The 20,213-nt window shown below is 72.7% G+C and carries 17 protein-coding genes; 10 read left to right on the forward strand and 7 right to left on the reverse strand.

The features are described from left to right. Positions 1-251: 251 nt before the first annotated feature. Both dinB and ACFO6V_RS01375 read right to left on the reverse strand, forming a co-directional pair. Positions 252-1,508 carry a DNA polymerase IV gene (gene dinB, locus ACFO6V_RS01370; RefSeq protein ID WP_377131374.1) on the reverse strand — a complete coding sequence of 419 codons (1,257 nt, stop codon included), beginning with the start codon at positions 1,506-1,508 and terminating at the stop codon, positions 252-254. A 64-nt stretch (positions 1,509-1,572) separates the two neighbouring features. Beyond that, positions 1,573-4,113, reverse strand: coding sequence for a DUF1963 domain-containing protein (locus ACFO6V_RS01375; RefSeq protein ID WP_377131376.1), 2,541 nt, complete (start codon positions 4,111-4,113; stop codon positions 1,573-1,575). Between the two features lie 101 nt (positions 4,114-4,214). On the opposite strand from ACFO6V_RS01375, the gene recQ reads away from it, so the two are divergent. The 6 genes from recQ to ACFO6V_RS01405 all read left to right on the forward strand — a co-directional run bounded on the left by recQ (position 4,215) and on the right by ACFO6V_RS01405 (position 11,891). Continuing rightward, positions 4,215-6,071 carry a DNA helicase RecQ gene (gene recQ / locus ACFO6V_RS01380; protein WP_377131378.1) on the forward strand — a complete coding sequence of 619 codons (1,857 nt, stop codon included), beginning with the start codon at positions 4,215-4,217 and terminating at the stop codon, positions 6,069-6,071. 118 nt (positions 6,072-6,189) lie between these two features. Further along, positions 6,190-6,852: a GntR family transcriptional regulator gene (locus ACFO6V_RS01385; protein ID WP_377131380.1), complete on the forward strand. Its 663-nt coding sequence runs from the start codon at positions 6,190-6,192 to the stop codon at positions 6,850-6,852. A gap of 140 nt (positions 6,853-6,992) precedes the next feature. Beyond that, a complete protein-coding gene (locus ACFO6V_RS01390) occupies positions 6,993-8,339 on the forward strand; it encodes an MFS transporter (protein ID WP_377131382.1) in 1,347 nt (448 codons plus the stop codon). Then, positions 8,336-9,277 carry a dihydrodipicolinate synthase family protein gene (locus ACFO6V_RS01395; protein ID WP_377131384.1) on the forward strand — a complete coding sequence of 314 codons (942 nt, stop codon included), beginning with the start codon at positions 8,336-8,338 and terminating at the stop codon, positions 9,275-9,277. The genes ACFO6V_RS01390 and ACFO6V_RS01395 overlap by 4 nt, the downstream gene beginning before the upstream one ends. Then, on the forward strand, positions 9,274-10,410 hold the full coding sequence (locus ACFO6V_RS01400; RefSeq protein ID WP_377131386.1) for a mandelate racemase/muconate lactonizing enzyme family protein: 1,137 nt from the start codon (positions 9,274-9,276) through the stop codon (positions 10,408-10,410). The genes ACFO6V_RS01395 and ACFO6V_RS01400 overlap by 4 nt, the downstream gene beginning before the upstream one ends. Continuing rightward, the gene (locus tag ACFO6V_RS01405; RefSeq protein ID WP_377131388.1) at positions 10,401-11,891 is read left to right on the forward strand and encodes an aldehyde dehydrogenase family protein; all 1,491 of its coding nucleotides are present in this window, start codon (positions 10,401-10,403) and stop codon (positions 11,889-11,891) included. The genes ACFO6V_RS01400 and ACFO6V_RS01405 overlap by 10 nt, the downstream gene beginning before the upstream one ends. Before the next feature lie 4 nt (positions 11,892-11,895). On the opposite strand, the gene ACFO6V_RS01410 is transcribed toward ACFO6V_RS01405, so the two are convergent. Continuing rightward, on the reverse strand, positions 11,896-12,885 hold the full coding sequence (locus ACFO6V_RS01410; protein ID WP_377131391.1) for a bacteriocin fulvocin C-related protein: 990 nt from the start codon (positions 12,883-12,885) through the stop codon (positions 11,896-11,898). A 200-nt stretch (positions 12,886-13,085) separates the two neighbouring features. On the opposite strand from ACFO6V_RS01410, the gene ACFO6V_RS01415 reads away from it, so the two are divergent. Together ACFO6V_RS01415 and ACFO6V_RS01420 are read left to right on the forward strand one after the other, a co-directional pair. Continuing rightward, positions 13,086-13,388 (forward strand): hypothetical protein, encoded by a 303-nt coding sequence (locus ACFO6V_RS01415; RefSeq protein WP_377131394.1) that lies wholly within the window; start codon positions 13,086-13,088, stop codon positions 13,386-13,388. Positions 13,389-13,407: 19 nt separating this feature from the next. After that, positions 13,408-14,061 (forward strand): hypothetical protein, encoded by a 654-nt coding sequence (locus ACFO6V_RS01420; RefSeq protein ID WP_377131397.1) that lies wholly within the window; start codon positions 13,408-13,410, stop codon positions 14,059-14,061. 2 nt (positions 14,062-14,063) lie between these two features. On the opposite strand, the gene ACFO6V_RS01425 is transcribed toward ACFO6V_RS01420, so the two are convergent. Continuing rightward, entirely contained in the window at positions 14,064-15,356 is a 1,293-nt protein-coding gene (locus ACFO6V_RS01425) for a hypothetical protein (protein WP_377131400.1), read from the reverse strand. A 79-nt stretch (positions 15,357-15,435) separates the two neighbouring features. Further along, positions 15,436-16,167: an SDR family NAD(P)-dependent oxidoreductase gene (locus ACFO6V_RS01430; RefSeq protein WP_377131403.1), complete on the reverse strand. Its 732-nt coding sequence runs from the start codon at positions 16,165-16,167 to the stop codon at positions 15,436-15,438. A gap of 177 nt (positions 16,168-16,344) precedes the next feature. On the opposite strand from ACFO6V_RS01430, the gene ACFO6V_RS01435 reads away from it, so the two are divergent. Next, positions 16,345-16,986, forward strand: a complete 642-nt coding sequence (locus ACFO6V_RS01435; RefSeq protein WP_377131405.1) for an RICIN domain-containing protein — start codon at positions 16,345-16,347, stop codon at positions 16,984-16,986. A 24-nt stretch (positions 16,987-17,010) separates the two neighbouring features. Here ACFO6V_RS01435 and ACFO6V_RS01440 read toward each other — a convergent pair whose 3' ends face one another. Further along, positions 17,011-17,499: a heme-degrading domain-containing protein gene (locus ACFO6V_RS01440; protein WP_377131407.1), complete on the reverse strand. Its 489-nt coding sequence runs from the start codon at positions 17,497-17,499 to the stop codon at positions 17,011-17,013. Between the two features lie 123 nt (positions 17,500-17,622). Between ACFO6V_RS01440 and ACFO6V_RS01445 the strand changes: the two genes are divergently transcribed. Further along, positions 17,623-18,042 (forward strand): ANTAR domain-containing protein, encoded by a 420-nt coding sequence (locus ACFO6V_RS01445; protein ID WP_377131409.1) that lies wholly within the window; start codon positions 17,623-17,625, stop codon positions 18,040-18,042. A 48-nt stretch (positions 18,043-18,090) separates the two neighbouring features. On the opposite strand, the gene ACFO6V_RS01450 is transcribed toward ACFO6V_RS01445, so the two are convergent. Then, positions 18,091-20,016 (reverse strand): glycoside hydrolase family 76 protein, encoded by a 1,926-nt coding sequence (locus ACFO6V_RS01450; protein ID WP_377131412.1) that lies wholly within the window; start codon positions 20,014-20,016, stop codon positions 18,091-18,093. Between the last annotated feature and the right edge of the window lie 197 nt (positions 20,017-20,213).

The following is a 20,213-nucleotide window of genomic DNA, read 5'->3' on the forward strand; positions in this document are numbered from 1 at the left end:
CGCCCCTGCGGGGGCCGGCAGCCGCAGTGATCCTCCTTGATCAAGGCCGAACGGTTCACCCGAGAGAGGGCACACCGCGACGCCTGTCCGCACGCGGATGTGAGCGCTAACATTCGCGGGCGGAGCAGACGGTCTTATCCACGTTCCGATGAGGGTGACTCTGCCCGGTAGGTCAGGCTTGCCCCGATTGTGAGCGCTAACAACGTCATACGTCAAGGGTCGAACGTCATACGTCAAAGGTCGACGGCCGGTCACAGATCGTGCTCGGCCAGCTCCCGGAACTCGTCGGGTACGGCGCCGCCGCGGCGCAGCACAACGGGCAGGTAGCCGACGGCGTCCCCGCCGAACCGCGTGCGGATCGCGTCCATCGACTCGTCGACGGCGCGCCGCGCCGCCCCCTGCGCGGACCCTGGCCGCCACGGGTCAGGGGGCTCCAGGTCGAGCTCGAGCTGGATCGCGCGCTGGTCCGCGAGGTTCGAGACGGAGACGCCGAGCAGCGTGATCTCGCACGGTGCGGCGTCCTCGATCGCCGACCAGGCCAGCCGCTCGGCGACCTCGGTGAGCGTGAGCGTGGCCGCGATCGGCACCGGCAGCGTGAGGGATCGCGTCGCCCGGTGCATACCAGCGAACCGCACCGCGACCGTCACGGTGCGGCCCGCGCGCCCCTTCGCGCGCAGCCGCCGCGACACCCGGTCGGACAGGTGCGCCAGGACCGCCCGGACGTCGTCAGGCTCGGGCCGGCGCCGGCTCAGGGCGGACTGCGCTCCGACGGAGCGTGCACTGCGGCTGGTGACGACCCGGCGGGGGTCCTCGTCGTGCGCCATCGCGCTGAGCTTGTGCCCGACGACCTGCCCCAGGATGTGCTCCACCGCCGACGACGGGGTACGCGCCAGCTCACCGATCGTCCGGATGCCCAGGTCGGCGAGGCGCTGCTCGTTCACGGGGCCGACGCCCCAGATCAGGCCCACCGGCAGGGGGTCGAGGAAGGCCCGCTCGGTGCCGGGGTCGACGACGACCAGACCGTCCGGCTTGGCCACCTGGGAGGCGATCTTCGCGAGGTGCTTGGTCCGCGCGGCGCCGACCGAGATGGGCAGCCCCACCTCGGTCCGGACGCGCGCGCGGATCCGCGCGCCGATCGCGGCGGGCGGGCCGAACAGGTGCGTCGCACCGGCCACGTCGAGGAAGGCCTCGTCGATGGAGATCCGCTCGACCGTGGGCGTCACGTCCGCCAGGACGGCCATCACGGCGTCGCCCAGCCGCTGGTACTCACGGAAGTGACCCCCGACGAACACGAGGTCAGGACAGAGCCGGGCCGCGCGCCAGCCGGGCATCCCGCCCTGCACCCCGTGCACCTTGGCCTCGTACGAGGCCGCGAGGACCACTCCCCCGCGCGGCCCGCCGCCGACGGCGACCGGGCGTCCGCGCAGGGCGGGATCCAGCAGCTGCTCGACCGACGCGTAGAACGCGTCGAGGTCGGCGTGCAGGATCGTGGCGCCGGGCCCGGACATGACAGCATTATACTCGAACACATGTTCTATGCCCAGGGTTTCGCCGAGCCCGGCACCCGGTGGATCAGGGATTCGCGTACATCTGCACGACGACCCGGTCGAAGCGCCGCACCTCGAGGTCCCGGCGGTTGATGGTCCAGTACAGGATCCCCATCGGCACCCCTACCCACTGCGCGAGCACGACCCAGTCCTCCGGGCGGGAGAAGTTCTCGCCGGGTTCCTGGTCCGCAGACTCACGGGCCGGGTCGCCCATGCCGTCGAAGTCGTAGGCGTGGCCGCCGAGCTGCCATTCGCCGCCCTCGTCGGACTGCTCGGACCAGACCTCCTGCAGCGTGTCCGCGTGAGGGTGTGCCGCGCTGGTCTCGTCGTCGAGCGGGCAGGACGGCAAGGAGACGCCGGGGACGAGACGGAGATCAGGGCTGCGCCGCAGGGACTCGTCGAGGTCCTCGGGAGAGTCGTAACCGTAGGCCTCGTACTCGACCGAGTTCTCCCGCTCCTCAACTGGCGTCCCCACCGGGACGTACACGGCGCCGCCCGGCAGGAGCTCGTCCTCCAGCTCGACGTTCGCGAACAGGACCACGTGGCCGTCGGGCGGCAGCGGCAGATCGGTGGCGTCCGGCGGCACCGCCGCCAGGTCGAGCGTCACGATGAGCTGGTACTCGTTGCGATAGTCGGGCTCGAACACCGTGGCAGGGGTGGGCACGTCCGGCGGGAGCAGCAGCGGGCTGCCGAGCCGGCCGACAACGGGGCCGCCGCCGTCGGGCGCCGTGCGCAGTGCCGGGCGCGCCAGCCCGAGCCACCGGTCGACGTCGCCCGCCGGGACGCCCCGCTCGCGCGCCTGCTCCCGGAACCGGTCCAGCCACCACAGCGTGGACGCGGGCAGGTTCCGGACGGACGCGGGCAGCACCCCCTCCCCGAACTCCCAGCCGGGCTCCGGCGCGACCGCTCCGGGCTCGCCCAGCTCCGCGAGCCACTCCGCGGCGGACGAGCGCGTGCTCGCGTCGCCGTCGGACGGCTCAGACAGCACAGCCCGCGCGGCGGCCCGGGCGGCCGGGTGGTCGCCGAGCACCCGGCGGGCGGGCAGCCGGTGGCGGTCCGCACCCAGCGCGAACGAGATGAGGCGCGGGACCAGCGCCTCGGGCGTCGCGGGGAACCGTTCGAGGATCGTCAGGATCATCGTCCTCGTGTCGACGGCGTAGTGGTCCGGGTGCCGCTTGCCGTCGCCGCCGTCGAGGTACTCGTCCGCGAGGTGGAGGCGTTCGGCGAACAGCGGCCACCAGCGCTCGGCGCCCTCGGGCGTCAGGGTGGCGCCGATCTTCCGGCCCCAGCCGTCCACGCGGGTGACGAGCAGCTCGGCGGTCCAGCGGTCCGCGTCGTCCGCTCCGGCGGCACGCCGTGCGTCCAGCAGGGCGCGCACGTCGGGCAGCAGCGCGAGCTTGCTCTCGGCGACCTGCCAGGCACGGTCCTCGTCCTTCCCGCTCCCAGGCCGTAGCCCGCGCAGGGCGCGCAGCTCCTCCGCGAGCGCCGCGTCCTGGGGCGCCGCGACGGGAGGCACGGGGACGGCGGCCTCCGCCGAGCGCAGTACCCGCACCCGGAAGACGGCTCGGCGCAGGAGCCGCTCTCGGTCCGGGTCCAGCGGCCCGGTGTCGCTGTCGCCGTCGGCCAGGGCTTCCTCGATCGCGACGACGCCGCCGTCGAGGTCGCCCAGGCGGGCGAGGGCATCCGGGAGCCGGTCCGGCGGCGCGGTCCGCAGGTGCTCTCTGAGCGTGTCGATCTGCCTGGGCCCGTCGAGTCTGGACAGCGTGGCCAGCGCCTGGGCGCGAACGCCGGCGTCCGCGTCGACGGCGAGCTCGGCGACCAGGCTCACGTGCGCTTCGGGACTGCGCGCGCACTGGGCCGCCACGTAGTTCCGGACGTGGAACTCGGACCCCGCGGCGACCTCCGCGAGCGTGTCGGTGTGCCGGGCGAGGTACGCGATGCCCGCGTCGCTCTCCAGCATGTGGTGCCGGCTGCGCGCCCAGTGCTGGTGGTCCACGTACAGCAGTGCCGACAGGGTGGCGTGCGCTGCCGACCGGCCGGGTGCGTCGGCGGCCCGGGCGATCTCCTCGACGAGGTCCGGGTTCCACCGCAGCCGGACGTCTGCCGCGTCGGCCGCGTCCGTGGCGGTGCTCGCCCGTCCCACGTCGTGGGCCAGCGTGCGCAGCCACGACAGCTCGCCGTCCTCCGCCCCCCGGCCCCAGGCCGCGTGCAGCACCTGCCCGAGCCGGGCGAGCAGGTCGACCGGCGCGCCCTTGTAGACCGTGAGCCGCGCGGCCTCGGCGCCTCTCCGGGTCCACCCGGGGTGCAGGTCGACGACGGCGTCCGTCAGCTCGGCCGGTTGGTAGCCGTCCGGCTCGGCGACCATCTTCGTGCCGCGCGGCAGCTCGCGCAGCAGCCCCAGGACACCCGGTCCGGTGCCGCGCAGGACGTGGTCCACCGCGGGGTCGAAGATCTGCGCCACCTTGAGCGGCGCGAGGACCTCCCGCACCGCGGCCGCCAGTTCGGGCGCACCCCCTGTGCCAGTGCCATCGCCCAGACCGGCCACTTCCTCGTCGAATGTGTACATATCGGGATTTTATGGGCGAGGTCTGACACGCCCGTCCGGGACCGCGGCCGGTACCGCCGGCCGTTCGGCCAGTGTCAGCGGTCCCTGGCACACTGGCGGCCATGACCCTTCCGGACGTCGCCCCCACCCCGACCGCCACCGCGCTCGACGTGCTGCGTGACGTCTTCGGGTACGACGCCTTCCGTGGCGAGCAGCAGGACATCATCGACACCGTCGCCGGCGGCGGCGACGCCCTCGTGCTCATGCCCACGGGCGGCGGCAAGTCGCTGTGCTACCAGATCCCGGCGCTCGTCCGGCGCGGTACCGGCGTGGTGATCTCGCCACTGATCGCGCTCATGCAGGACCAGGTCGACGCGCTGGACGCGCTCGGCGTCCGGGCCGGCTTCCTCAACTCCACGCAGGACCCGGGCCAGCGCCGGGCGGTGGAGCAGGCCTACCGCTCGGGCGAGCTGGACCTGCTGTACCTGGCCCCGGAACGGCTCGGCGTCGAGTCCACCGCACGGCTGCTCGACCAGGGCACCATCGCCCTGTTCGCGATCGACGAGGCGCACTGCGTGTCCCAGTGGGGCCACGACTTCCGGCCCGACTACCTGCGCCTGAGCGAGCTGGCCGAGCGCTGGCCAGGGGTCCCCCGCATCGCGCTGACCGCCACCGCCACCCACCAGACCCGCGAGGAGATCGCCACCCGCCTCGGGCTGACCGAGGCCAGGCACTTCGTCGCGAGCTTCGACCGCCCCAACATCACCTACCGCGTCGCGCCGAAGGACAACCCGGGCAAGCAGCTGCTGGACCTGCTGCGCACCGAGCACCCCGGCGACGCCGGGATCGTCTACTGCCTGTCCCGCGCCTCGGTGGAGAGGACCGCTCAGCAGCTGACCGACCAGGGCATCCGCGCCCTGCCGTACCACGCGGGCCTGCCCGCGCACGTGCGGTCGGCCAACCAGTCGACGTTCCTGCGCGAGGACGGCGTCATCATGGTCGCGACCATCGCGTTCGGCATGGGCATCGACAAGCCCGACGTCCGGTTCGTCGTCCACCTCGACCTGCCCAAGTCGGTGGAGGGTTACTACCAGGAGACCGGCCGTGCCGGACGCGACGGCCTGCCGTCCACGGCGTGGCTCGCGTACGGGCTGGCCGACGTCGTGCAGCAGCGCAAGATGATCGCCGAGTCCGACGGCGACCTCGCGCACCGCCGCAAGCTCTCGGCGCACCTCGACGCGATGCTCGCCCTGTGCGAGACCGTCGAGTGCCGCCGCGCCCAGCTCCTGCGCTACTTCGGCCAGAGCCACCCGGGCAGCTGCGGCGCCTGCGACACGTGCCAGAACCCGCCCGAGGCCTGGGACGGCACCGTCCCGGCGCAGAAGCTGCTGTCCGCGGTGTTCCGCCTGGACCGCGAGCGCAACCAGCGTTTCGGTGTGGGGCACGTGGTCGACATCCTGCGCGGTAAGGCGACGCCGAAGATCACGCAGTGGGGGCACGACAGCCTCACGGTGTTCGGGGTCGGCGAGGACCTGTCCGACGGCGAGTGGCGTTCCGTGGCGCGCCAGCTCCTGGCCCAGGGGCTGCTGGAGGTGGACTCGAACCACGGCACGCTCGTGCTCACGGAGGCCAGTGCGGAGGTGCTGGGTCGCAAGCGCGAGGTGCGGATGCGGCGCGACCCGGCCCCGACGGCGCGCAGCGCACGCAAGCCCGCGCGCTCCGGCGGCGCACGCCCGGAGGCGGCCCCGCTGTCGGACGTCGACCAGCCGGTCTTCGAACGCCTGCGGGCCTGGCGCGCCGCGGCGGCCAAGGAGCAGGGAGTGCCGGCCTACGTCGTGTTCCACGACGCGACGCTGCGCGCGGTGGTCGCCGAGCGGCCGGCGGACCTGGACGCGCTGAGCGGGATCAGCGGCGTCGGCCAGGCGAAGCTGGAGCGCTACGGCGAGGGGCTCCTGGCGGCGCTGCACGCGACGGAGTAGTTGCACCCGACGGAGTAGTTGCTCGCGACGGAGTAGTTGCTCGCGACGGAGCACCTGCCCGCCGTAGCAACCCCCTGAGCGGAGGACAGGGCTCAGGCTCGCGCGAGCGTCATATATGATGTACGACGTGACCACGACGCCATCGGCTCCGACCGCCCTGCCCTCACGCACGGAGCACGCCCTCGCGACCATCAAGGAGGGCATCCTGAGCGGCCGCCTGGCCGCCGGGCAGCCACTGGTCGAGGTGGACCTCGCGCAGGAGCTCGCGATGTCGAAGACACCGGTGCGCGAGGCGCTCAAGACGCTGGAGATGAGCGGGCTCGTCGTCGTACGGCCCTACATCGGGGTGCGGGTGCGCGAGCTCACGCAGGCGGACGCGATTGCCATCTACGAGACCCGGCTCCTGCTGGAGCCCGAGGCGACGCGGCGCAGCGTGCTGGGCGGCGTCGACATCGCGGCCGCGCGAGCCGCGCTCCTGCGCGCCGACGAGGCGACGGCGCCCGCGCAGCGCAGCCTCGCGAACCGCGCGTTCCACGCGGCGCTGTGGGCCGCGGCGGACAACCCGATCCTCGTCGGCATCCTGGAGAGCCTCCGCGACCAGGCGGCGCTGGCCGCCGTCACCACCTGGGCGCGCCAGCCGAGCTGGCGCGACGAGGCCCAGGAGCACGCGCAGATCCTGGCGGCCGTTGAGGCGTCCGACGCCGACCGCGCCGCCGAACTGACCCGCCGGCACATCGCCGGCTTCCTCGAGCGCCTGCGCCAAGGAGGTGGGACCGCCTGACCGCCAGCTAGCCAGGACCAGCAAGACAGCGAGGTACGGCCCGTTCACCGCCAAGTTCCCGGGCCGCACCTCTGAAGCGGGTGCTCCGAACCGGAGCACTCACGTCACTCGATGAACCAACCGATGAACAAGGAGCAACGATGCTCAATGGTACTCAGCAGCCCCCGTCCACGGCAGCCCGCGCCCGGCGCAGCCAGATGCGGTGGACGATCGTCGCGTTCTCCGCGCTCGGGCTCACTATCGCCTATCTCGACAGGGCGGCGCTCAGCGTCGCGCTGCCCTTCATCTCGGAGGACTTCCACATCAGCCCTGCCGTGCAGGGTGTGCTGCTCTCGTCCTTCTTCTGGACGTACGCGCTGTTCCAGGTGCCGTCCGGCTGGCTCCTGGACAAGTTCGGGCCGCGTGTCATCTACCCGATCGCCGTCGGCTGGTGGTCCCTGTGGACCGCGCTCACGGCGTTCGCGACAGGTGTCACGAGCCTGATCGTCTTCCGGCTCGGGCTCGGCATCGGCGAGGCCCCCGTGCAGCCCGCGAACATCAAGGTGGTCTCCACCTGGTTCCCGCGCCGCGAGCGGGCCTTCGCCTCCAGCCTGTTCGACATGGGCCAGCAGATCGGCTCCGCGCTCTCCATCCCGCTGGTCACGTGGATCGCGGTCTTCGCCGGCTGGCGGTGGACCTTCGTCGTCATCGGCGCGGTAGGGATCCTCTGGATCGCCGGCTGGCTCGCCATCTACCGCGCCCCGCACAACCACCGGCGGGTCAACGCCGCCGAGCTCGCGCACATCCGCTCCGACCAGGCGGAGATGGTGCGCCACACCGGGGAGCCCGTGCGGTGGAGCATGCTCCTGCGTGATAACCAGACCTGGGCACTCATGCTCGGCTACGTCTTCCGGTCGCTCGCCGGTGCGTTCTTCCTCACCTGGTACCCCACCTACCTGCTCGACGAGCGCGGGTTCACCGAGGCGGAGTTCGGGATGGTCGGGGCCCTGCCCGCGGTCATCGCGATCGGGTCCACGGTGCTGGGCGGGATCGTCTCGGACCGGATGCTCGCGTCCGGCCTGTCCCCGAACGTGGCACGCAAGGTGCCGATCATCTCGGGTCTCGTGCTGAGCGCGTGCATCGGCTTCAGCCCGTTCGTGGAGAGCAACGCGCTCCTCATGGTGGTCCTCACCGTCTCGAGCGCCGCGCACTCGTTTGCCGGCGCCGCGATCCTCAGCCTCCCCGCCGAGGTCTCCCCCAGCCCCGAGCGGGTCGGCTCCCTCGCCGGCTTCCAGAACTTCGGGTCGCAGGTCGGCAACCTCGTCAGCCCCATCGCCATCGGCCTGGCCCTCACCGTCTCCGCCGGCTCCTACCTCTGGCCCCTCGTGTTCGCGGCGATCAGCTGCCTGGTCTCCGCCGCGATCTACGCCTTCTGGGTGCGCATCAAGCCGGTCGAGGAGCTCGACCGGCAGGACGCCGCCGGCCCCCTGCAGAACGGAGAATCATGACCGTGCGCACCACGCACAGCAGCACCGCCGACGTCGTGGCGCGGCTCGGGACGGTGGTCGGCATCCCGGTCGTCCCCTACGCGCCCGACGGCGCCGTCGACCTCACGCGGACCGGCGAGCTCGCCGACCGGCTCGTCGGCTCAGGGCTGGGAGCGATCACGCCGAACGGCAACACCGGCGAGTTCTACGCGCTCTCGCCGCGGGAACGGGCGGACGTCGCGCGGACGGTCACCGGCGTCGTCGGTGACCGTGCGGTGGTCGTCGTCGGCGTGGGGCTGGATCCCGCGACGGCGAAGGCCGAGGCCGCGTACGCCGCCGAGCTCGGCGCGCACGCGGTCATGGTGCACCAGCCGGTGCTCCCGTACATGTCGCGGGCCGGCTGGGTCGAGTACACGGCGGCGGTCGCGAGCGCCGTGCCGCGGCTCGCCGTCCTGCCCTATGTCAGCTCACCGGCCATCCGGGGGTCGGACATCGCGGCGCTGGTACGGCGGGCGCCCAACGTGGCCGGGATCAAGTACTCCGTGCCGGACCCGGTCGCCTTCGCGGAGACCGTGCAGGACACGGACGCGGACCTGCTCTGGATCGCGGGCCTGGCGGAGTCGTACGCGCCGTCGGCGTGGCAGGCGGGTGCGCGTGCGTTCACGTCGGGCCTGGTCAACGTGGTGCCGGAGATCTCGTTCGGGCTGCTCGACGCGCTGCGGGACGACGACACGGAGCGCGCGGCGGCGCTGTGGCGCCGCATCCGCCGGTTCGAGCAGCTGCGCGCCCGGGACCGGTCGGCGGACAACGTCTCGGTGGTGAAGGAGGCGATGCACCAGCTGGGTCTGTGCGACCGGTCGGTCCGGCCCCCGAGCACCACGCTGCCGGACGCCGACCAGGCCGACGTCGCGCGAATCCTCAGTGCGTGGAACAGCGAGGACTGGAAGGAAAAGCCATGAAGATCGACAGGCTCTCCACCTACCTGCAGCGGGTCGGCGACCGGCCGCGCGTGCTGCTGCGCGTCACCACCGACGACGGCATCGACGGCTGGACGGAGATCTACAATCACGGGCCCGATCTCGCCTATCCGGCGATCGTCGAGTTCATCGCCGACCAGATCGCGGGGATCGACGCGTCCCGTGTCACGTTCGTGAACCAGCTGCTGCACCAGTCGGCCCGGTTCCCGCAGGGGGCGCTCGGTCTCGCCGCCATCGCCGCGGTGGACCACGCGCTGTGGGACATCGCCGCCAAGGCGGCAGGTGTGCCGGTGTACCAGCTGCTCGGGGGCCGGGTACGGGACCGGGTCCGCGTCTACGCGGGGCTCTACTCGGCGCCCGACGTCCCCGAGCTGCGCGACCGGACGGCCGAGCTGCACGCGACGCTCGGCGTCGACGCGTTCAAGCTCAGCCCGTACCGGCGCGACCTGCACCGCTCGCGGTTCGGGATCGTCGCGCGGGAGCTCGGCGACTGGTTCGGGGACATCCGGGAGGCGCATCCCGACGAGTGGGAGTTCGCGTTCGACGCGCACGGCTGCCTGTGGGAGCCGCGGCAGGCGGTCGACCTGGCCGCGGCGCTGGCGCCGAACGAGCCGATGTTCCTCGAGGAGCCGATCCGTCCCGAGTACCTCCCGGCGTGGGGACGGATCCGGTCGGAGATGGCGGTGCCGCTCGCGACCGGGGAGTCGCTGTACTCGCCGAACGAGTTCCTCGGCCTCCTGAGCGTGCAGGGCGCCGACATCATCCAGCCGGACATCTGCGTCGTCGGCGGGCTGACGCAGATGCGCAAGATCGCCACCCTGGCCGAGGCGCACGACGTGCCCGTCGCGCCGCACAACCCGCTGGGCCCGCTCGCGACCGCGGCGAACCTGCACTTCGCGGCGGCGACGTGGAACTTCTCGATCCTGGAGTACAAGCCCGACGACGTCTCCTGGTGCCACGACCCGTACGTACCCACGGGCGGGCACCTGGAGCTGCGGCCCGACCGGCCCGGCTGGGGCATCGAGATCGACGAGACGGCGCTGGCGCAGGACGACTGGGTGCACTGGGAACGCAAGGTCCCCGTGCGGAAGGACGGATCGACGGCATGGATGTGACACGCACCGAAGAGACACACACCGAGGAGCCACGGGAGACCACGCCCGACGAGCTCGACGACGTCGTGGGCCGCGCATCAGGGGCGGCGGAGGCCTTCGCCGCCTGGCCGCGCGACCGGCGAGCGCACCTGCTGGACGCGCTCGCCGACGCCCTGGAGAGCGACCGTGACGCACTGGTCGCGGAAGCGGACCGCGAGACCGCCCTCGGTCCGGAGCGGCTCGGCGGCGAGCTCACCCGGACGGCGTACCAGCTGCGCTTCTTCGCCGAGGTGGTCCGCGAGGGCGCCTACCTCGAGGCGACGATCGACCACGCGGGACCCACCCCCATGGGCCCGCGACCCGACCTGCGCCGCATGCTCGTGCCGCTCGGGCCGGTCGCCGTGTATGCCGCGAGCAACTTCCCGTTCGCCTTCTCGGTGCTGGGCGGGGACACGGCCTCCGCGCTCGCCGCGGGCAACCCCGTCGTCGTGAAGGCGCATCCTGGTCATCCCGCGACGTCGGACCGGGTGGCCGGGCTCGCGGGACGGGCAGTGGCGGCAGCCGCCGCACCGCCGGGCGCGTTCGGCGTCGTCCACGGGTTCGACGCCGGGCGCCGGCTCGTGTCCCATCCCTCGATCCGGGCCGCCGGCTTCACGGGATCCCTCGCCGGCGGACGGGCGCTCGCCGACGCGGCGGCGGCCCGTCCCACGCCCATCCCGTTCTACGGGGAGCTCAGCAGCCTCAACCCGGTGCTCGTCACGCCGAGCGGAGCGCTGCACGACGCCGAGGGCTACGGCCCGGGGCTCGCCGCTTCCGTGCTCCAGGGCGGTGGGCAGTTCTGCACCAAGCCGGGACTCGTGCTCGTCCCGGCGGGCGAGGCCGGGGACCGGGTGGTGTCCGCGCTGGCCGAGGCGATGGTGCGGGCGCCGGCGCTGCCCGCGCTGACCGCTGGGATGGCGGACGCCTACGAGAAGGGGGTGGCGGTTCGCTCCTCAGGTGCGGCTCTCCGGGTCAGGGCGGAGGAGGGTGCGCCGGGAACCACCCGACCCACCCTGCTCGAGGTCACGGCCGGGTCGCTCACCGCGCAGCTCGTCGAGGAGTGCTTCGGGCCGCTCACCGTCGTCGTGCGGTACGGCTCCGAGGCGGAGGCAGTCGCCGTCGTCGAACAGGTGGAAGGGTCGCTGACCGCGACCGTCCTCACCGGCGGGACGTCCGACCAGGACCTGCCCGCCGCACGGGCCGCGCTCGCGGCCCGCGCAGGGCGCGTGCTGTACGACGGCTACCCGACCGGCGTCGCCGTCAGCTGGGCACAGCACCACGGCGGACCGTGGCCGTCGACCAACACGCTGCACACCTCGGTCGGCGCGACGGCGGTCCGCCGGTTCCTGCGGCCGCTCGCCTGGCAGCAGGCGCCTCAGCACGCTCTCCCGCCCGAGCTGCGCGACGGTCCCCCGGTCGTGCCCGTCCGGATCGACGGGAGGCTCGTGCTGCCGGAACGCTGACCGCCTACCGGCAGACCCCGTTGCACTCGTGCACCCAGAACGTGCCGCAGCCCGAGCTGGAGCAGACGCACTCCGGGCACGGGCACTGGGTGCAGCCGTAGCAGTAGTTGCTGCACCACACCCCGTAGAGGATGTTGCACCCGCAGTCGACGGCCTGGGCCTGCTGCGTCCGGCCCTGCTGGACGGCCTGCGGCTCCGGGCCGAGCGTCGCCAGCAGCGCCCGTCCCTCGTCGAGGCCGAACGCCGCGATGGTGTCCTCCGTCAGGGTCTCGAGCTCGTCCGCCAGGGCGGTCTTCGGCTGCACGCGACGCACGAAGACCGTCTCGTCCTTCGCGATCCGGAGCGCGCGGTCCAGCACTGCCCGACGGTCGACGGGCAGGTCGGGGTGCGCGCTCCGGTAGCGCTGGAGCTGCTCGGTCCAGAGGCGGCTGCGGGTGGCGGCCGACGACTCGGCATAGATCGCCTTGCGGTAGGCGGGGTCGTGCGCGGAGAACGCGGCGTAGTCCCGCGGCAGGTCGTTCTTGTTGGCCGCGACCCACCGCTCGGCAGCGCTGGGCGCCGCGGCCGCGGGCTGCGCACCGGCGAGCGCGAACACTCCCGCTCCGACGAGGGCCAGCCGCAGGAACTGCGCGCGGCCCAGGCCGCCGCCGCCCTCCGGGATCGTGGAACCCTTGCGCAGGGCGCCCAGCGCCCCCAGCAGGCGCAGGCTCAGCCGGGGCCCCAGCCGTGCCGCGACCCGAACCGTCATGGCGACGCCGGTCCAGGCGCGCACCGTCCCGTCGCGGCCCACCTTGATCAAGGTCGGCGCGTGCGGTGGCTGGTCGCCGAACACCTGCTCCCGCCACGCCCGCACGTCGGGCCGTTCGAGCGGCCGGACGTCGAGCCGGCCGTCCCCTGCACGCTCCACCTGTTCCGCCACCTGGCGGCACTGGCAGCAGGAAGCGTCGAACGCGAGGATCCATGTCGTCGGGTCAGTCGAGGTGGTCGAGTCCACGGGGCCATCCCTCCGTCGTGCCGAGACCCCCCTGGCCCCGGCTGCCCGTCACGCTAGGCGGGGCCGGCCAACACGCCCACGACTTTCGCCCAGTGCCGAAGGTGCCCGAAGCCCTCGGGGAGAATCCCATGGCCATTGCTGCCGTGGCGACCTACGCTGGTCGTGTCCCCAGTCCTACGACGACGTAGCGGTGACACATCATGACCTGGAACTTCCTGCCCCGTCCGCCGCGAGCGCCCGACCCGCTCGTGACTCTGCGCCTGCAGATCCGGCTCGGGGAGCTCGCGGCCGAGCTGCGACGCGTCGAGGAGGACCCCGACGTCTACGCGCGGGCCCACCACTGGTTCGCCGTCCAGGGCGCCTACGACGCGCTGCTGCGCGAGGCATGCCACCTCGCGGGGCTGCCCACGGAGACGGCACCGCTGCGCGCGGACGAGCGCGCCGGCGCCGGCGAGCGCCTGCGAGAGGAGCTGGAGCTCAGCTCGCGCGGCTGGTCCTGGTGAGAGCGCCTAAGGTCAGGGAATGTTTCCCTGGCTCGAGATCGCCGGGTGGACCGGTTCCATCCTCGTCGTGCTCTCCCTCACGCAGGCGCGTGTGCTCCGCTTCCGCTGGCTCAACCTCATCGGCTCGCTCGTCGCGACCGCCTACAACGCGATAGTGGGCATCTGGCCGTTCGCCGCCATGAACGCCGCGATCAGCCTCATCAACATCTACTGGTTGTGGCGCCTGAACCGCGAGCGCCACGACGCCGCGGTGTACGAGGTGATCGAGGTGGCGCCCGACGACGCGTACCTGCTGCACGTGCTCCGCACCCATGCCGCGGACATCGCGGGCGTCGCACCGGGGTTCGTGGCGGTGCCCGGGCCTGGTGAGGAGCGGTCGGCGTTCCTGGTGCAGCGCGGCGACGAGACCGTCGGGGTCGTGGAGGTGCGCGACGCCGGGGACGGCACGGGCGTCGTCGAGCTCGACTGGGTGACCAAGCGGTTCCGCGACTTCACTCCCGGGGAGTTCGTGTACCGGCGCAGCGGGATCTTCGCGGCGAAGGGTTTCCGGCGCGTCGTGGTGCCGCAGGTCGGACCCGGGGAGCTCGCGTACCTGCGGAGCGTGGGCTTCCGCCCCGAGGGTCCCGACGGCGGGGCGTGGGTGCGGGACGTCGTGGCGGAGGGCGGGCGCTGACGTCAGTGCTCGGCAGGTGTCATTCCGGACGGCGCCGTCCCCGACGGCGTCGGGACCGGCGGGAACGTGACTACCAGGGGGCGCGGCACGGCGATCGCACGGTCGGGCTTCCCCGACCCCGCGGGCCTCGCACCGCCCGGCATCCACACCAGCGCCGGACGGGCGGGTACGTCGCCGGTGCGATCCCGGAGCCAGGCCGCGCCCTCCTGCGCCCACGTGAACCCGGGTCGGCCGAGGGCTGCGCGGTAGATCTCGCCGGCGCGCACGGGGTGTTGTTCCGCGAGGTCGCGGAGTGCGAAGTCGGGGACGTCCCCCGTGTCCAGGAGCTCGGCGACCTGGCGCACGGTCGCCGGGCTGATCGGCGACGTCGAGCCGTGCAGGTCCGCGAGCATCCCGTAACCGGCCCCGAGGATACGTAGCCCCTGGACGGGGTGGTGCACAGGGAACCACGTCCCGCCGTCGGGCGGCCCCTGGTCCAGTGCCTCGCGGAGGTCGCAGAGGTCGCGCTCCAGCGGCAGGCTCGGCCACCACGTCTCCCAGATGCCCGACGACTCCCAGAACTGATCGAGGTCCTCGACGAGCCGGGAGCCCACCCTGGCCACGCCCTGCCCGCCGAACAGGCGCAGGAACTCCTGGTGCTGCGCGGCGAGGGCCACGTGTGCCCGCTCAAGGATCGCGGGGTTGCGGAACGGCAGTGCCGGCGCGCCCCGGACGAACTCGGCCTGCAGGCCGAGCATCGCGTTCCGCTCACCCTGCGCGTACAGCTCGACGGCGCCCACCAGCATCCAGAGCTCACCGACCGGGAGGGCCTGCCCGGCCAGGAACCGCCCGGTCCGCAGGTCCGTGCGGGGCAGCGGAGCCTCCGGGTCGACGTGCAGCGTGTACTCCAGATCGTCGCCGAGGCAGCGGACCCGCACCCCGCCGCCGGCGCGGCGCACGATCTCGAAGACGGCGTGGACACCGCCGGTGCGCCACGTGTCGAGCAGTCTCCGGTCCCGGTCGGTCAGGTCCGCGGACCAGTCGGCGTAGCGGTCGATCAGGCGCATCCCCAGCGGGGGTGCGTCGAAGACGATCTGTGCCGTCGCGAGGGCCTGCGCGCGACCCGCGTGATGGTGCCCGCACAGCTTTCCGCCGTCGTACTGCTCGGTCATCGTCGTCACGCGGCGGAAGTTGGCGGCGGTGCGCTCGCCGAACGGCGGGCTCGTCGCGTACTCCAGCAGCCTCGCGTACAACCCGGACGCGTGCTTCAGCGCGGATTCGGTCGGTGCGGACTCGGTGGTCTCTTCTGATTCCATACGAACATCATCAGACACCATCCATACCAACAGGCATCTTCGTCCACAGTTCTAGGGGACGCACTCGTTGCCGACCGCCTCAGGTGGCCTCCGGGTCCGCACCCTGGGCCGCCCGCCCGCCGTCGACCGGCAGGACGGCGCCGTTGACGAACGCCGCCTGGTCGGAGAGCAGGAACGCCACGGCCTCGGCTACCTCGCGGCCCGTGCCGACCCGACCGAGCGGGTGGAGGGCGGCCATCTGGCGGTCCACCTCGGGATGCTCGCGCCGGTACTCCTCGTAGCGCGCGGTCTCGATGGACCCGAGGGCTACCGCGTTGGTGCGGATGGCGTCCGGCCCGTGGTCGACGGCGACGGCACGGGTCAGGGCCTCGACCGCACCCTTCGCGGTGGCGTACGGCAGGGCGCCACGCACGGGGCGCTGGGCCTGGTGGGACGAGACGTTGACGATCGCTCCGGCCCGTCCGTGCCGCAGATAGTGGCCGACGGCGGTGTGGCAGCCGGTGATCGCGAGCGACAGGTTCGCCGTGACGGCCGCGAGGACGTCGGACGGCGGGGCGGTGACGGGCGCGTCCCGGAAGACGGCGGCGTTGTTGACCCAGCCCGCGAGCGGCGCCCTGGCCTCCGCCTCCTCCGCGGCGCGGCGAGCCGTCCCGGGATCGCCCGCGTCTCCGCTGACGAGCGTGACGTCCGAGGGCGCCCAGACCAGCGTCGCGGCCAGGTCGAGCACCACGACGAGCCCCTCCGTGGCGAGCCGCTCCACGATGGCGCGCCCCACGCCCTGGCTCCCGCCGGTCACCACGAACGAACGCACGGCCCTTCACCTCCGACGACGCGTACCCGGTGCCCCCGGTCGTCGAATCTACAGTCGCCGGCAACCCCCTGTCGGGTCAGGCGGTGTCCGCGACCCAGTAGGGTGCGGCTCGTCCATGCTGACTCCGGCGGGCGGTGGCGCCGTCGGGCCGGGACGCCGTCGGGCACGAAAGGAAACGTGAGGGTGTACGACCAGGTCACACCGCGCCGGCGCATGCCGGTGGCAGTACTCGTGTGGGCGCTCGCCGTCCTGCTGGGGCTCGCGGCGGTGATCGGCACGGTGGGGGTGCTGACGCGCGACGTGGCCGACCCGCGAAGCGCGCCCACGCAGAGCCCCGCCCAGGGCACGACGGCGTCCGCGCCGGGCCCGAGCCCGTCCGAGGCCTCCGCGAGCCCGGACCCGTCGCCCACCCCGAGCGAGCCGCCCCCGGAGCCGACGGTCGTCGCTGTGCGGGGCGCCGCGTCCGGCCGGTGTCTCGACGTGCCAGGGGGCGCGGCCGTCGACGGCGCCGCCCTGCAGATCTACGACTGCAACGGCAGCGCGGCCCAGCAGTGGACCGCGTCCACCTCCGGAGAGCTGCGCACCCTCGGATCGATGTGCGTGGACGATCCGAGCGGCGGAGCGGCCGGCACCGCCGTCGCCGTCTGGACCTGCCACGGCGGCGCGAACCAGCAGTGGGTCCCGCAGGCCGACGGCACGGTGCGCAACGTCGCGACGGGTCTGTGCCTGGACGTGTCCGGGGCGGGCACGGAGAACGCGACGCCCGTCATCGTCTACGACTGCCATGCCGGTGACAACCAGCGGTGGTCGACGTCGTGATCTCCCGCGGCCCACGGCCGGTGGCTACGCCGCCGACTGGGACGCCGCGAGCTCCCGCAACGCCTCGACGACGAGAGCGTGGTCGTCCTGCTGCGCCAGACCCGACACGGTGACGACGCCGACGATCCCCACCCCCGCGACGCGCACCGGGAACGCTCCGCCGTGCGCGGCGTACTCCTGGAACAGCAGGCCCTGGTCGGCGTTGAAGTCGGTCCCCTTCGCCCTGGACCGCAGCCCCACCAGGTACGACGACGCCCCGAACCGGTAGACGACCCGCACCTTGCGCTTGATCCAGGAGTCGTTGTCGGGCGTCGTGCCCGGCCGCGCCGCGTGGAACACCTGCTGCGTGCCCTTGCGGATGTCGACGACGACGGGCAGGTCCCGCTCGGTCGCCAGCTCGACGAGCCGGGAACCCAGGCGCCAGGCCTCGTCGTGCGTGAACGTGGTCAGGACGAGCTCGGCCTCCTGGGCCTCGACCTCGGCGACGGCTGTTTTGACATCTGATTCGGTCATGCCCCCATACTGCCGAATACCCGCGAGCAACGAGGGCCTGTCCGAATCGTCCGAAGTGCTCTATGCTCGAAGCGTCGGAGTCATGAAGCGGCTCCCGGTCCGCAGCGGATCTGGGAGGTTCACATGGGATTCATCGACAACACTCGAACCGCCTTCGCCGACGGTGCCGCTGGCGGCCTCGAGTTCGACAGCAGCTCGCCGAGCCGCGTGGACGACGTCGTGTCACCGGCCCTCGTGGGCGAGGCGATGATCGAGCGAGCCAAGAGCTTCGTGGTCGTGGCCAAGCGTGTCGACGACGACGAGGCGGCCCAGATCCTGCTCGACGCCGCCGACAAGGCCAACGTCCCGATGCGTGTGGCAGCCGATCAGGTCATGACGGCCCTGGAGCACGACGACGTGCGCGGCGGCATCACGCCGGACATGCTGGTGCACGCCCTGGACTGCGTCCGGCCGGTGGAACCTGCGCCGAGCTGGGATCCCGTGCCGGCCGGACCGGCAGACCCGGCCGACCCGACGGGCCACCCGGCACCCCAGGCCGCCTGACCCCATCCGGGGCCCGTCACCGGGCCGACCGGATGGCGGCCAGGTCAGTCAGGACGTACCGAACTCCGCCGCGACGTGGTAGACCCCGCCGCCCCAGCCGTCCTCGGGAAAGGCGTCGGTCACTTGGATGTACACGGCCTTGTCCGGGCCGAGGTGAGGCGTCAGGTCGAGGGTGTGGTCGGCCTTGTTGGAGCTGTCCCTGATCGGCTCGTCCTCGGTCAGCACGGTGGTCCAGCTCTCGCCGTCGGGCCCGACCTGGACGACGTACTGGTTGTCGATCGTCAGGGTCGCCTCGGCCGACGTGGCCTCGGCGGGGAACGGGAACCGGTAGACGAAGTGGCTGGTGCCGTCGGCGAACCGGCTCCCGACGTGGCTCAGCCCTGAGCCGCCCGCGTCCCAGAGCCAGGCGAGCTCCTGCGTCGACCCGGCGTCGAAGTCGATGGTGCTCGCCACCTGGATCGTGACCCGCGTGGTGTAGCTGAGGCCGGGCCTCGCGGTGACCGTCACGGTCAGCGGGTAGCTGCCGTCCGGGGTGTTCGCGGGCACCGTGACGTCCAGTGGGATGCTGGCCCGCGCGGGCCTGCCGTCGCCCGGCGGGACCAGCCGGACCCGGCTCCGGGCCGGATCGACGGTCCAGCCGCGCGGACCGCTCACCCGCACGTCGGCCCGCACGGGCCGGCGTCCCTCCGACGTCGCGGCCACCTCCACGTCGGTCCGCGCCGACGACGTGGCCCCAGGGCTCGGCATCACCACCAGCTGCGTCGGCGACATCGTCGCGGACAGCGACCGGCTCGGCGCGTCCTGGGGAACGTCGGCGATCAGCGCACTGAGCGCGCTGGCCTGGGTGCGCCAGTCGAAGACGTTCGGCGAGGCCGCGGTGCCAACGCCCGACCAGCGCAGGCCGAGCCGCTCGGCGGAGTCGCGGTCGTTCGCCCAGATCGTCGCCGCCTGCCGGTCCACGAACTGCGCGTAGCGCGCGTCGCCGGTGGTGTCGGCCAGCTCCGTGAGGTAGCGCATGAAGATGCCCTTGAACTGCTTCTGGTTGTCGTCGCAGGTACGGCCGAGCGGATCGCAGGACTCGGTGAGCACGCCCTCCGTCGTCAGCGCGTCGGAACCGAGCGCCGCATCGGCCAGGCGCCGCGCGGCGGCGAGCAGCTCGGCGTCACCTGTCGCCCGGTACAGCTCCAGCGCCGCGCCGATACCGAGGCCCTGGTTGTAGCTCCACACCGTGTCGCCGTTGTTGGCGCAGGCGTCGGTCAGCCCGTCGTTGACCAGGCCGTCGGAGTTGATCAGGCCGCTGGCGGCGTACCAGTCCCAGGCCTCCCGGGACCGGCTCAGCCAGGCGGTGTCGCCGGGGATGCGGTTGTGCAGCTCGGCCGTCAGCCGGATCCACTGGCCGTTGGTGACGGCGTTCTTGTAGGTGCGCTCCTCGTTCCACCAGATCCCGCCGCCGCACGTGCTCGGGTCCCAGAACCCGTGCATGAAGTCGGCGATGGTGCCCGCCATGTCGAGGTACTTCTGGTCGCCGGTCAGATCGTAGGCGGTCACCCAGTTCAGGGCCCACCAGCCGGCGTCGTCGATGGCTCGGCTCGTGAAGTTGCCGTAGATCTCGTCGGTGGAGCGCTCCCCGGCCGGGAACGGGCCCTTGTTGGTCTCGAAGCTGTGGTCCAGCACGTCGAGATAGCTCCGGTCCCCGGTGCGCTCCATGTAGTCGCCGATGATCTGCAGGGCGACCGCGGAGTTCCACCAGCTCGACGGGAACCACGCCTTCTGCTCGTCGTAGGAGTCCAGCAGCACCTCGGTGGCGACCCGGGCACGGGCCACGGCGGTCGCGCTCTCGTCGGCCGCGCGCGTATCGGTCGAGCCGGCGGCCACCGAAGCTTGCGGAGGCGGGCTGGCCTGGACGGCGGCGACCGGCTGGAGGCCGACGACCACGGCAAGAGCGATCAGGACAAGTCGGATCCGACGCGGCATCAGGTGTGCTCCTCCCCCGGGCGCGACGTTGCACCCGGATTCACCTCAAAACGTACATTAGTAAAAGGCGCAATGCACCCATCTGTCCGATCTCGCCGAAAATGGCATGGCATACCGGTAAGCCCCCTGTCCCCATGTCCGTACGCGGGTGGCAGACGGCCGGGCGGGTGTCAGTGGCTCCGCATAGGATCGAACAA

This window comes from Promicromonospora alba (assembly GCF_042654905.1).
Taxonomy (GTDB): domain Bacteria; phylum Actinomycetota; class Actinomycetes; order Actinomycetales; family Cellulomonadaceae; genus Promicromonospora; species Promicromonospora alba.